The sequence below is a fragment of the Aquirufa sp. genome (assembly GCF_044239315.1).
GTDB lineage: Bacteria > Bacteroidota > Bacteroidia > Cytophagales > Spirosomataceae > Aquirufa.
In genome coordinates, this window is the sequence record NZ_JBIIBQ010000009.1 from 1 (window position 1) to 13,690 (window position 13,690).

General features: G+C 36.7%; 14 protein-coding genes. 4 read left to right on the forward strand and 10 right to left on the reverse strand.

What is annotated here, in order from left to right; genetic code table 11:
- Positions 1-1,307 (reverse strand): glucose-6-phosphate isomerase (gene pgi, locus ACILP5_RS04665; RefSeq protein WP_395617494.1); only part of this gene is annotated, 1,307 nt, incomplete at its 3' end.
- A gap of 98 nt (positions 1,308-1,405) precedes the next feature.
- Positions 1,406-2,041, reverse strand: coding sequence for a peroxiredoxin (locus tag ACILP5_RS04670; protein WP_395617495.1), 636 nt, complete (start codon positions 2,039-2,041; stop codon positions 1,406-1,408).
- 420 nt (positions 2,042-2,461) lie between these two features.
- Between ACILP5_RS04670 and ACILP5_RS04675 the strand changes: the two genes are divergently transcribed.
- Both ACILP5_RS04675 and sufB read left to right on the forward strand, forming a co-directional pair.
- Positions 2,462-2,926, forward strand: coding sequence for an Lrp/AsnC ligand binding domain-containing protein (locus tag ACILP5_RS04675; protein WP_395617496.1), 465 nt, complete (start codon positions 2,462-2,464; stop codon positions 2,924-2,926).
- 76 nt (positions 2,927-3,002) lie between these two features.
- The gene (gene sufB, locus ACILP5_RS04680) at positions 3,003-4,451 is read left to right on the forward strand and encodes a Fe-S cluster assembly protein SufB (RefSeq protein WP_395617497.1); all 1,449 of its coding nucleotides are present in this window, start codon (positions 3,003-3,005) and stop codon (positions 4,449-4,451) included.
- 1 nt (position 4,452) lies between these two features.
- On the opposite strand, the gene ACILP5_RS04685 is transcribed toward sufB, so the two are convergent.
- Positions 4,453-5,301, reverse strand: coding sequence for a 1-aminocyclopropane-1-carboxylate deaminase/D-cysteine desulfhydrase (locus ACILP5_RS04685; RefSeq protein WP_395617498.1), 849 nt, complete (start codon positions 5,299-5,301; stop codon positions 4,453-4,455).
- Here ACILP5_RS04685 and ACILP5_RS04690 point away from each other — a divergent pair.
- Entirely contained in the window at positions 5,294-6,325 is a 1,032-nt protein-coding gene (locus tag ACILP5_RS04690; RefSeq protein ID WP_395617499.1) for an RluA family pseudouridine synthase, read from the forward strand. The two genes, ACILP5_RS04685 and ACILP5_RS04690, sit on opposite strands and share 8 nt — an antisense overlap.
- Positions 6,318-6,770, forward strand: a complete 453-nt coding sequence (locus ACILP5_RS04695; RefSeq protein ID WP_395617500.1) for a GNAT family N-acetyltransferase — start codon at positions 6,318-6,320, stop codon at positions 6,768-6,770. Before ACILP5_RS04690 ends, ACILP5_RS04695 begins: the two co-directional genes overlap by 8 nt.
- Here ACILP5_RS04695 and ACILP5_RS04700 read toward each other — a convergent pair.
- The 7 genes from ACILP5_RS04700 to groES all read right to left on the reverse strand — a co-directional run bounded on the left by ACILP5_RS04700 (position 6,765) and on the right by groES (position 13,667).
- Positions 6,765-7,772: a GntR family transcriptional regulator gene (locus ACILP5_RS04700; protein WP_395617501.1), complete on the reverse strand. Its 1,008-nt coding sequence runs from the start codon at positions 7,770-7,772 to the stop codon at positions 6,765-6,767. The genes ACILP5_RS04695 and ACILP5_RS04700 overlap by 6 nt on opposite strands.
- A 10-nt stretch (positions 7,773-7,782) precedes the next feature.
- The gene (locus tag ACILP5_RS04705) at positions 7,783-9,090 is read right to left on the reverse strand and encodes a sugar porter family MFS transporter (protein WP_395617502.1); all 1,308 of its coding nucleotides are present in this window, start codon (positions 9,088-9,090) and stop codon (positions 7,783-7,785) included.
- Between the two features lie 64 nt (positions 9,091-9,154).
- Positions 9,155-10,003: a helix-turn-helix domain-containing protein gene (locus tag ACILP5_RS04710; RefSeq protein WP_395617503.1), complete on the reverse strand. Its 849-nt coding sequence runs from the start codon at positions 10,001-10,003 to the stop codon at positions 9,155-9,157.
- Positions 10,000-11,133, reverse strand: a complete 1,134-nt coding sequence (locus ACILP5_RS04715; protein ID WP_395617504.1) for an MFS transporter — start codon at positions 11,131-11,133, stop codon at positions 10,000-10,002. The genes ACILP5_RS04710 and ACILP5_RS04715 overlap by 4 nt, the downstream gene beginning before the upstream one ends.
- Positions 11,133-11,663, reverse strand: coding sequence for a 5'-3'-deoxyribonucleotidase (locus tag ACILP5_RS04720; RefSeq protein WP_395617505.1), 531 nt, complete (start codon positions 11,661-11,663; stop codon positions 11,133-11,135). Before ACILP5_RS04720 ends, ACILP5_RS04715 begins: the two co-directional genes overlap by 1 nt.
- Positions 11,664-11,727: 64 nt before the next feature.
- Positions 11,728-13,359 carry a chaperonin GroEL gene (groL, locus tag ACILP5_RS04725; RefSeq protein WP_395617506.1) on the reverse strand — a complete coding sequence of 544 codons (1,632 nt, stop codon included), beginning with the start codon at positions 13,357-13,359 and terminating at the stop codon, positions 11,728-11,730.
- Positions 13,360-13,388: 29 nt separating this feature from the next.
- A complete protein-coding gene (groES, locus tag ACILP5_RS04730; protein ID WP_223130676.1) occupies positions 13,389-13,667 on the reverse strand; it encodes a co-chaperone GroES in 279 nt (92 codons plus the stop codon).
- Between the last annotated feature and the right edge of the window lie 23 nt (positions 13,668-13,690).

The following is a 13,690-nucleotide window of genomic DNA, read 5'->3' on the forward strand; positions in this document are numbered from 1 at the left end:
GATTTCCCATTCATTAATGCCTCCGTCTGAGCGAAGAAATTAGACATTAAAAGCGTATGGTGATTTCCTATTTTATTGTGTGTCACAGCCGGTGCAATAAAGTCGGCAGGAATTAATTGAGTTCCTTGGTGGATTAATTGATAGAAGGCGTGTTGACCATTTGTTCCTGGCTCCCCCCAAATAACAGGACCAGTCGCATAATTAACTCGTTTCCCTGAACGATCTACTGTTTTACCATTGGATTCCATATCACCTTGTTGGAAATAGGCAGCAAAACGGTGCATATATTGATCATAAGGTAGAATGGCGTGTGTAGGAGCATTAAAGAAATTTACATACCAAATACCTAACAAACCTAAAATCACAGGAATATTATTCTCGAATGATGCTGAAGCAAAATGATAGTCCATCGCCTCAGCACCCGCTAATAAGGCCTCAAAATGATCGTACCCTACGGAAAGGCAAATAGACAAACCAATAGCAGACCATAAAGAATAACGACCACCTACCCAATCCCAGAAGACGAACATATTCGCTGTATCTATGCCAAATTCAGCCACGGCCTTTGTATTCGTGGATAAGGCCACAAAATGCTTTGCCACTGCAGCATTATTTATCGCAGCCGTCAAGAACCAATCTCTAGCCGAGAAGGCATTAGCCATGGTTTCCTGCGTAGTGAACGTTTTAGAGGCAATTAAAAATAAAGTTGTTTCAGGATTGACCTTTTTTAATGTCTCCGCGATATGCGTACCGTCCACATTACTTACGAAGTGAACATTCAAACGCGTTTTATACGGTTTTAAGGCCTCCGTCACCATCACGGGACCTAAGTCAGAACCACCGATACCGATGTTAACCACATCTGTAATTTGTTTGCCAGAGTATCCTTTCCAATCGCCTGAAATGACGCGATTAGAAAATTCCTTCATTTGAGCCTTTACTGCTTGAATTTTAGGGATTATATTTTCTCCATCAACTAAAACAGTGGCAGATGCTTTTGCTCTCAGTGCTGTATGCAATACAGAGCGGCCTTCAGTTTGATTAATCTTATCACCTTTGAATTGTGCTTTAATTGCCTCTTCTAAGCCACATTCTTTCGCTAAATGAATAAGCGATTGGAAACTTTTCTCATCAAGTAGATTCTTTGAGTAATCGAAGAAAATGGAATTGAAGGTTTGGCTATATTTTTTCTGTCTAGCTGCATCTTCTTTAAATAACTGAGCTATTGTAGTTGATGCTAGGCGAGATTGATCTAATTGCAGTGCTTTATAAGCGGAAGTACTTGTGAAATTAATCGTAGATAACATGCGGATGATATTAATGAGCTACAAAAATACGGTTTTAAACATAAAAATGCCAAAATCCACGCTGAATGAATTTTGGCATTTCAAAAAATCTTGAAGAATTATAGATTCGGTTGTGGTGTTTTTCGTAAATAAGGTTTCACGGAAGTAAATCCTTTAGGGAATTTAGCCACTGCATCTTCGTTTGATACCGCTGGAACAATAATTACATCATCTCCATTTACCCAATCGGCTGGTGTAGCTACTTGGTAATTAGCCGTCAATTGTAACGAATCGATCACACGTAGGATTTCTGTGAAATTTCGTCCAGTAGAAGCAGGGTAGGTAAGTGTTAATTTGATTTTCTTATCTGGTCCTATCACAAATACAGAACGCACAGTTGCTTTTTCTGACGCATTTGGATGAATCATATCGTAAAGAAGTGCAACCGTCTTCTCCGGATCAGCGATAATAGGGAAGTTCATTTTTACAGCATTTACTTCCTCAATATCTGGAACCCATTTATTATGTGATTCTAAGCTATCTACCGAAATGGCGATAGTTTTTACATTTCTTTTTTGAAACTCACCATTTAACAAGGCGGTTTTGCCTAATTCTGTTGTACAAACAGGCGTAAAGTCAGCCGGGTGGCTAAACAACAATACCCAAGAATCACCAATAAACTCGTGAAAGTTAATGTGACCTAATGTCGTATCCGCACTAAAGTCGGGTGCGATGTCTCCTAATCTTAATGACATAATGGGTAGGGGTTTAATTAATGAAAACTAGTTTGTCTATCAAATATATAGATTAATATAAACTAAAAAAAGCAATCCTAAAATAAGATTGCTTTTCACATTACACTTCATCAACAAACTAAAAATCAAACTAATTAAAATGCTGTAGGAGAAGGATTCGAACCTCCAAGGTGCAGTTAGCCTCGACACAGAAGCGATTTAGTGGTCAACCCATTATGCCGTGTTTATCCTGAACTCACCACCCCCGAGACAGGAGGGCACGTCTGCCAATTTCATCACCCTACAGTGAAAATTATTACCTTTGCAATAATTAGTAGGACAAATATAAAAGGAGATTTTGTAATTTTCAAAATATTTCAAAAAAAAATGTCTTTTTTTGCGTAATTTTTAATTCAAAGCTTAAATTATTACAAATATTAAATGGAAAAGAAGTTTGAACTTGATCCTTTGGACTATAAAATTTTAGAAATTCTAGTCAAAGATGCGAATCTGCCCTATACTGAGATAGGAACTCGTTTAGATGTTTCGGGCGGTACAGTTCATGTGCGGATGAAAAAGATGGAATCCATGGGTATTGTAAAAGGGGCTCAATTATTAATTGATTATTCTAAAATAGGCTGGGATATAACTGCTTTTCTAGGTATTTACTTAGACAAAAGTAGTCTTTATGAAGATGTAGCAAAGCAGCTAGAGCAAATCCCTGAAGTTGTTAATATTCATTACACGACTGGTATTTATTCTATTTTTGCCAAAATAATATGTAGAGACACGCAGCACTTGCGTGAAGTCTTACACGATAAGATTCAGCGAGTTACGGGTATTCAGCGTACAGAAACGTTTATTTCCTTAGAAGAAAGCCTTATTAGAAATACGCCTTTATTTTAATTGTTTAGAATTATTCTAAACAAAGTCTGTTTTTCTCCAATTTCCTTTTGTAATTTTGTATTCTAAATGCAAAATTATGGCAGAGAAGGTAGATGACATTTTACAAGAAGTAACCACTTCCGATTATAAATACGGATTTGAGTCTCATTTCGAGACAGATGAAGCTCCTATAGGTCTTAGTGAATCCATTATTCATTTTATCTCTGATAAAAAGAATGAACCAGATTGGATGCGTGAGTGGCGTTTATCCGCTTATCGCTACTGGAGAACATTACAGGAGCCTGATTGGGCGAATGTTTTATATACTCCTGCTAAATACGATGAGTTGAAATATTATTCAGCTCCGGTTCAAAAGAAGCAATTAAATTCCTTAGATGAAATTGATCCGGAATTACGTCGTACGTTTGAGAAATTAGGAATTTCTTTAGACGAACAAAAACGTCTTTCTAATGTGGCAGTCGATGCAGTTATTGATTCAGTTTCGGTTGCTACTACATTTAAAGATACTTTAATGGAGAAAGGAGTGATTTTTTGCTCCATTTCAGAAGCTATTAAAGAATATCCTGAATTGATCAAAAAATACTTGGGATCTGTAGTTCCCGTAAAAGATAATTACTTCGCGGCTTTAAATAGTGCCGTATTTTCCGATGGCTCCTTCTGTTATATTCCCAAGGGTGTTCGTTGCCCTATGGAATTATCAACTTACTTCCGTATTAATGCGTCAGGTACAGGTCAATTTGAACGTACGTTGATTGTTGCTGAAGATGAATCGTATGTGTCTTATTTAGAGGGTTGTACCGCACCCATGCGCGACGAGAACCAATTACATGCAGCGGTCGTAGAAATTTATGTACACGCTGGGGCAGAAGTGAAGTATTCAACTGTTCAAAACTGGTATCCTGGAGATAAAGAAGGGAAAGGGGGTATTTACAATTTTGTTACGAAGCGTGGTATTTGTGATGGAGCGCATTCTAAATTATCTTGGACTCAGGTGGAGACAGGTTCGGCAGTTACTTGGAAGTACCCATCCGTAATCCTTAAAGGTGATTATTCAATAGGAGAATTTTATTCGGTGGCGGTAACTAACAATTACCAACAAGCGGATACAGGGACAAAAATGATACACTTAGGAAAGCATTCTAAGTCTCGTATAGTTTCTAAAGGGATTTCGGCGGGTTTCTCTCAAAATTCATACCGTGGCCTTGTTCAAATAGCTCGGAAGGCTGATGGATCTAAGAATTTCTCTCAATGCGACTCTTTATTATTAGGAGATAAATGTGGTGCTCATACTTTTCCCTATTTAGAAGTAAAAAATAATACGGCTTCTGTTGAGCATGAGGCTACGACATCTAAAATTGGTGAAGATCAAATTTTCTATTGCAATCAGCGCGGATTGAGTACTGAAACTGCTGTTGCCTTGATTGTTAATGGATATGCCAAAGAAGTTTTGAAACAATTGCCGATGGAATTTGCAGTAGAAGCGCAAAAGCTATTAGCTATTTCACTAGAAGGTTCGGTAGGGTAAGCTATTTTATTCCTCCGGTATGGATGGCCACTAGTTTCGAATCAGGAGCTATGTGGCCATTTTTTATGTGATCTATTAAGGCATAAAATAAACGTCCTGTGTAAATGGGTTCAATAGGTATTTGATGTTTTTCATTGAATTCTTTACAGAAGAGCTCTAAATCGGTATTTGATTTCGCATATTTCCCAAATATATAGTTATCGTCTAATGTTAAATTATTAGTTGGAAAATCGTTTAAATGATCCTCTATTTCTGCTTGATTGTTTAAAGTTAGAATACCTGTAACCGGCACATTCGAGAATCGTGCTATACCTATCGCCGTTGCTCCTGTTCCCATAGCGCAATAAATGGCGTCGCAGGAAGGCAATTCATTGACTAATGTATTCATTCCATCTATTGCCTGTGGGCCATATCCTCCCTCTGGTATACACAGGTAATTCTCATACTCTAGAGGAATTTTTTTCTCTCGATAGCGTGTTCTAGTCTCGAAATGTAATTTCATGCCCCATTCGTTTATTTGTTTTAAATAGGGGTTGCTACTGACATTTAATTCTTCACCTCTCACGATTCCAACCGTAGGAATACCTAATGCATGTCCAGCAAAGGCAAGAGCAAATAAGTGATTTGAATAGGCACCGCCAAAACTTAGTATCCCAGAATGTTCGTTTAATGAGAAGGTTTGGATATAATTTTTTAATTTGCGCCACTTATTTCCCGAAATGATGGGATGAATGTGGTCATCTCGTTTGACAAACACTTGAATTCCTTTTGAATTCCAGCATTCATCAAAAATCTCTTCCATCGGTGAAGGTAGGTTTAACGCGTTAAATTCAAAATTTGTTATGTCCATCGATCCAGAAATGAATGCTTCAGATTCCGAAGAGGAAGATGACTTGTTTGAGCATTTTAATTTCACTGTAGACAAAGGTCAGCAATTACTAAGAATCGACAAATATTTGATGATTAAAATTGCTGGTACAAGCCGCAATAAGATTCAGGTAGGCATTGACGCGGGATCGGTGAAGGTGAATGGTGGATTAATCAAGTCTAATTACCGTGTAAAGCCTTTAGATAATATATCAGTTTCTTTTGCGACGCCTCCGAGAGACAAAGAAGTATATCCAGAAGATATTCCGATTGATATTATTTACGAGGATGATCAAATAATTCTAGTGAATAAATCGCCTGGGATGGTGGTACATCCTGCTCAGGGTAATTGGTCAGGGACATTAGTGAACGGGTTATTATTTCATTGCCAAAATCTTCCCGGACAAAAAGATATCAGACCAGGACTTGTGCATCGTATCGATAAGGATACCTCTGGCATTTTAGTCATTGGTAAAACCGAATTTGCTTTGAATTTTCTAGGACAACAATTCTTCGAACATAGTATTGAAAGAACGTATTACGCCATTTGCTGGGGCGTACCTAAAGAGTTGAAGGGAACTATACGAAGTAAAATAGGCAGAAGTCCGAAGGACCGAAAGATACAAGCTATTTTTCCTGAAGACTCTGAATATGGAAGAATAGCCATCACCCATTATGAGGTGATGGAAACCTTTGGTTTTGCCTCTTTTGTAAAGTTTAAATTAGAGACGGGTCGAACACATCAAATTAGAGCCCATTTTCAATCGATTGGACACCCCTTGTTTTCAGATAGTACGTATGGTGGAGATAAAATTAGGTACATGTCTTCCATGGCAAGTTTTAAGTCCTTTATTGACAATTCCTTTAAAATTTGTCCAAGGCAAGCATTGCATGCCTATTCATTAGGTTTCATTCACCCCATTAGCCATGAATTCATGCAATTTGAGCAAGAGTTCCCAGAAGACTTTTTAACCTTATTAACTAAATTAAGAGCTATCAATGGATAAGATAATTATACGCAGAGCAACTAAAGAAGATATTGGCCTAGTTCGTGATTTAGTGATGGAATTAGCCATTTTTGAGAGGGCCCCAGAAGAAGTAACTTCTAGTTTAGATGATTACATTCAAGAGGGTTTTTCTGATAATCCTTTATTCTCCGCTAATTTGATTTATTTGAATGATAAATTAGCTGGCTTTTCCTTATGGTATTACCGTTTTTCTACCTGGAAGGGGAGACGTTTCTATTTAGAAGATTTGTATATCAAAGAAGCTTACAGAGGAAAAGGCTTAGGTAAGTATTTAATTAATGAAGCGATCGAAGAAGCGAAAAGAATGAAATGTACAGGTATGATGTGGCAAGTATTAGACTGGAATCAACCTGCCATTGATTTTTATAATACCTTAGGAGTAAAAATGGATGCCGGCTGGTTAAATGTCCATTTGGATTTATAGTGATCCTCGATCAATAAAGTAAAACTCATTCGATTCTCGGCCTTTTTCGCGGTTAATGATCATTTGGGCTGCCCTTTCTCCCATTTTGTTGAAGTTATTGGATATAACCGAGATACCCTCTGCGATGATTTCTTTTAGCGGAGTATCATCGTAGGAGATGATCCCAATATCCTTCCCTGGTTTTAGTTTGTTTTTAGTTGTCCAGTTGATCATTTTGATCAAATCGTACTCCCTAAAAACAATATAAGCCTGATTGCATTGCAACTCGTAATCGTCATCTAAATCAGGTATAATATCAAATTCTAGACCATTTTTTGTACAGAAATTAGTAAATCCTTGTATAATACCGTCAGGTGTATATTGGAAGCTTTTGGAACTAAGAACAAGGTTGATTTGTCCATACTTTTTAACCTTTTCCAGGGACTGAGTCAACCCTTGGTGGATATTGGTTTCAAAGTTTTGGTACAAAATAGAATAATCATCACTAAACTCCTTGATATCAATATCTAATACCAAAAGTTTGTCTTTCGGAATTTTAGATACAATCCTAGCCACACTTTTATTAAAGTGAGGCAATATGATGTAATGATTGTATTTACCGAGATTATTTGTGATTAACTCTTCAAATAATTCGATATCATGGTAATGAAAAAATAGATTATGACTTACGTCATCACCTAAATTTTGTATGATACTCTCATACAATGTCTCTTTGTAAGGAGTTAACGCATCCATTAATATAAAAACGCGCAAAGCATTTTTTGTATTTGTACTGGATATGTAGAAACCTTTTCCGTGATGTGAACTAATTAATCCTTTTTCTCTCAGGTCATCATATGCCTTAGTCACGGTCATTCGAGCCATATTAAATTCACTAGCTACCTTATTAATAGACGGCAACTGCTTCCCATGTTCTAGTAAGCCGGAATTAATTCCATCAATTATACCATCAATTAATTGTTGATATTTAGGTTTGCTGCTGTTAGGATCGAAATATATCATAAGGACAAGATTAATGCATGATTACCTGCTTTTCAATATCTTCTAAATTTTCACCTTTGGTCTCAGGCATCATAAAGGCCACATAAGCTAATTGGGCTACCATCATAACTGCAAAGAAACCGAATATTAGTGTCCCGCCATAGGATTCTGTAAATAGAGGAAAGAAGTTGGCAACTAATGCGGCAAATACCCAGTGAGTCAATGAACCCCAGGCCATTCCGGAAGCTCTTACCGAGTTAGGGAATATTTCTGAAATAAATACCCAAATAACCGATCCTTGACCGATGGCATGTGACGCAATAAAGGCAAAAATGTAAATAGGCACATAGGTATACGACTCCGTGTAAAACGCATAAGCGATTAAACTTAAGGTTATAATATATCCAATTGAGCCTATAAACATCAAAATACGACGACCCACGCGATCAATTAAATACCAACCTAACAATGTGAATAGTAAATTAGCGATTCCGATTCCTGCGTTAGATAAAAGAGCCGACTCTTTTCCTAAACCTGTAAGTTCATATATTCTAGGTGCGTAATAAATAATGGCATTGATACCTGACATCTGATTAAAGAAGGCGAACAAAAAAGCTAAAGTTAAAGGCCAAACAAATTTACCTGAAAACAAGCTCTCTATCGTTGTATTCTTACTTGCATTACTTTGAATACGTTCAATAGTTTCCTCGGGATTAGGATCAGCTAATTCTAATACCTTGCGAGCACCAGCTAAATCATTCCTTTTTAACAATAAAAACTGGGGAGTTTCAGGAGTTAATAGAATTAAAATGGAAAAGAGAAGGGATGGGAGTGATACGACTCCTAACATAATTCGCCAATCATTCTCCATTCCTTGTATTAAGTAATTTGAAACGTAAGCGATTAAAATACCCAAAACGATGTTTAGTTGGAATGAAATTACCAATTTCCCCCTGTGCTTAGCGGGTGCTATTTCTGAAATATAAATGGGGGCTACGACAGATGAGGCACCTATTCCGAGGCCACCTAAGAAACGGAATAACATGAATGAATTTACATCAGGTGCAATAGCTGCCCCAATAGAAGAAATAAAGAAACTTAATCCAATCCAAAATAAGGTTTTCTTGCGACCATATAAATCAGCCGGAATCCCCCCTAAAGCAGCTCCAATAACCGTACCATACAAGGCTGCAGCTATGGCTAACCCATGAGTAAAAGAGTCGAGCTTCCATAATTGTTGAATGGCTAATTCGGCGCCTGATATAACTGCAACGTCCATACCAAATAATAGGCCACCTAGACCAACGGTAATAGACCAAAAAATAACGTGCTTATTCATAATATTCAATGTTAATTACAAAAATCAGAAATTTCACCTGATAAAAATTGTAAAAATAGGACAATTATGAAATCTTATGGAATATGGAGGTGTAATGCAATAAATGCTCAGGGGAAATGTATTGTTTAAATTCATCAACAAAGTCAGACTTTTTCATTTCAAAGAGTGTATTCTTTAAACCTTTTGGTGTTTTTCCCGTATACTTTTTAAACTCATTAATAAAATGCGCTGAATCATAGTAGCCTAATTGATTAGCTAAATCTTGGCTTCTTATGTTCTTTTTAGAGGCAAATAATGCCAAAGATTGATTAATTCGTTTGATCTGCACGTATTCTTTAGGACTGATACCAATTACTTCCTGAAATAAACGAGTGATTGTTTTATAGGAATTAGTATGAAAGCTGGTATCTGAACCTAGCTGATCTAACATCAACCATAACTTACTATATTTCTTCGCTCTCTTATCAATAATTTGATTTAATAAGTAATTTTCTATCTGGCTACATCTTTCATTGAAATTCAACGTTGCATTTAGGTCAGGAAGTCCAATAAATAGATTATTAGCGTCTAAACTAAGATTATTAGTAGTGTTAACAGCTGAATTTACAAATGAGAATAAGCCACCTGCCTTGAATTTAACTCCAAAAATATGTAGTCCAGGATAATGTTTATAAAAATTAGGTGACAGATGTAATCCCTCTAATTGAATCCCCTTTATAACATTAAAATTGTCTGTATTAGCGTGAGATCTATAATATTCTTTTCCAAATGAGTAAGTAAGCACGGTCTGATCTTCTGGAAATATTGTCTCGATATCATAGGGTATAATACCAGATTCATCCACCTTCTTTTCCCAAAGATGGTCTACAAAAGGAGCTAATTCCTCTGAAGGTTTCCTGTACTCTATAATCATTTAACTTTTACCCAAGTTTTTGAAATAATGGCCGCTAAAAACCCTAATATAACAATTAAATAAAGAGCTTTGTCCAAGCCCATAAAATCAGATAAATATCCTATTAAAACGGGGCCTAATAAAAATCCAATGTAAGCTATTGTAGATACACCTGCTATGGCAATGGATGGCATAATTTCTTTTTGATTCCCTGCTTGTGAATAGATCAAAGGTACAATAGTAGAAATTCCAATGCCAACCGTAAAACAACCAAATACTTTCATATATGTGGATGATAATAAAAGGGTAATTAACATCCCTATCCCTACTAAAATGCCATTTAGGGTAAGAATAGTACTCAATCCATAGGTCATTGAAATTCTATCACCTAGAAATCTACCGAACACCATCGCAGCCGCAAAGAATGAAAACCCAATAGTTATTGGAAAAGGTGAGTTAGTAACATATTCTTTAAAATACAAGGAGATCCAATCGGCCATTGCCCCTTCACATAACATACCACAAAAGGCAATAATTGACAATATAATTAGATAAGGTCCAAGATTTAAAATAGAAGTCTTGGGATTACTTTCATCATGAACTGGCTTGTCTTTTAATAAATTACCAAAGCTGAATAAGATTAGAATTATATTTGTGATGGCTATGTTTATAAAATGCGCTAAAGGTGTAAATTGCTCTTTCTCTAGTATTCCTCCTACAAAGGCTCCCGCCATTAATCCTAATGAAAAAACAGCATGAAAGGAAGACATGATTGTTTTGTTCATTTTGGCCTCTAAGCTAACTACCTGTGTATTCATGGCTATATTCATTATATCACCTGCCATGCCGAAGAAAAATAGACCAACAAACAAAGCTACAGCAGAACTCATTAAACTTAGTCCAGGAATAATGATTACATACATAGCCAAAGCCATTAAGCATATCCAGCGAGAAGCATATTTAGTTAAAAGCCAACCGGCAATGGGTAATGATACTAATGAGCCGATAGGTAATCCCATCAAGACCGTACCTAATTGTGCATCAGATAAATTCAAATACGCTTTAAAATCTGGTATACGTGTTGCCCACGTAGCAAAATTTAATCCACAAATAAAAAATAAGATACCAATACTAAATCGTGCTTTCTTCATTAATCCAATAACAATAATTCTACCTCTTTCCAGTTGTTAACCCGCTGAAAATCATTTATATGTAAATTATGAGGAGCAGTAAATAGGAGTGGGGTGCCAGTAAAAGTATGTAAATTTTTCTCATGATCATCGATAAGATAATCGGCTTGTATCATGTACTTGTGACCACAAAAAACAATATGTTTCCAAGTTATAAATGGAAAATGCTTTTCCATCCAAATAAGTTTCTCTTTTAATGAATTGGGGAATTCTGTAGCTGCTGACACAATAAATATCTCATATTGTTCTGATAATTTTTTTACCACATCAATGGCGTCTTCATTCACGGGTATATTTTCGAAGAATCCTGGCTCCCACAAAAATGAGTTATGCTCTAAATAATGATTATAGAATTGTCTTTTATAATTATCCGAACCTGATAACAATTCCGTATAAGTATAAGAATTAGATGTGATAGAGTTAATGCTTTCAATAATAATATGGGTTGTTTTTTCTAAAACATCGTCCATATCGATAGCGATTCTTTTCATAATGTAATGTTCAAAAAAAAACTCCCCAAATATGGGGAGTTTTCAAGTATTAATCTAATTAAAATTACATCATTCCACCCATTCCACCGCCACCTTGGCCATGTCCATGAGCAGGTTCGTTCGCTGGTTTGTCAGCAATTACACACTCTGTTGTTAACAATAATCCTGCGATAGAAGCTGCGTTTTCCAAAGCTAAACGAGTAACCTTAGTAGGGTCGATAATACCTGCCGCGATCATATTTTCATACTTATCTTCGCGTGCATTGTAACCGAAGTCATCTTTTCCTGCTTTTACCGCGTTGATTACGACCGAACCTTCACCACCTGCATTCGCTACTATAGTACGTAATGGGGATTCTACTGCTTGGCGAATAATGTTGATACCAGTTAATTGATCTTCATTCTCACCTTTTAATTTATCTAAAGCTTGGATAGCGCGAATAAGTGCGACACCACCACCTGCTACGATACCTTCTTCTACAGCAGCGCGAGTTGCGTGTAAAGCATCATCAACGCGGTCTTTCTTCTCTTTCATCTCCACTTCCGTAGCAGCACCGATATAAAGGATAGCAACACCACCTGATAATTTAGCTAAACGCTCTTGTAATTTCTCACGATCGTAATCAGAGGTAGTATTCTCGATTTGAGCTTTGATCTGGTTTACGCGATTTTCGATATTGTCTTTCGATCCTGCACCATTTACAATAGTCGTATTGTCTTTGTCAATGATTACTTTCTCTGCTTGACCTAAATATTCGATTGTAGCATTCTCTAATTTGAATCCACGCTCTTCAGCGATAACAGTTCCACCCGTTAAGATTGCAATATCTTCAAGCATTGCTTTGCGACGATCACCGAAACCTGGAGCTTTAACAGCAGCCACTTTCAATGCACCACGCATTTTATTTACTACTAACGTAGCTAATGCCTCTCCATCTACATCTTCAGAAATGATCAATAGAGGACGACCTGTTTGAGCTACTGCTTCTAATACAGGAAGTAATTCCTTCATAGAAGATACTTTCTTCTCTGAAATTAAAATGAATGGTTTCTCTAATTCAACCTCCATTTTATCTGTATTCGTTACGAAATAAGCAGATAAATATCCGCGATCGAACTGCATACCTTCTACCGTCTTCACTTCAGTCTCTGTTCCACGAGCTTCTTCAACCGTGATAACACCTTCACGACCTACTTTCTCCATTGCTGAAGAAATCATCGTTCCGATTTCAGAATCATTGTTCGCTGATATGGTAGCTACCTGAGCGATTTCTTTTGAAGTAGTGATCGCGCGAGATTGTTTCTTCAAATCAGAAACGATTGCATCAACAGCTTTCTCAATACCACGCTTTAAATCCATTGGATTAGCACCAGCCGCTACGTTCTTAGAACCGATTGTATAGATTGATTGAGCTAAAACAGTAGCTGTTGTAGTTCCATCACCCGCTTGATCTGCTGTTTTAGAAGCTACTTCTTTTACTAATTGTGCGCCCATGTTTTCCACAGCGTCTTCTAATTCAATTTCTTTTGCTACAGATACACCATCTTTCGTAATGGATGGAGATCCGAATTTCTTATCAATAATAACGTTACGACCTTTAGGTCCTAAAGTTACTTTAACTGCATTTGCAAGGGTATCAACCCCTCTCTTCATTTTTTCGCGCGCTTCGCTATCGAAAAATAGTTCCTTTGCCATATGATTTTGTAATTAATGTTGTGTTAAAATTATAAAACTGCAAAAATGTCAGACTCACGCATGATTAGATAATCTTTACCGTCGATAGTGATTTCCGTTCCTGAGTATTTACCATACAATACAGAATCACCTACTTTAACAGTAATAGGCTCGTCTTTCTTCCCATTTCCTACCGCTACGATTGTTCCTTTTTGTGGTTTCTCTTTCGCTGTGTCAGGAATAATAATACCAAATGCTGTTTTCTCTTCAGCTTGAGCTGGTTCTACAACAACCCGATCCGCTAAGGGCTTAATACTTAAATTTGACATGTGTTATAAATTTAATTTTAAAT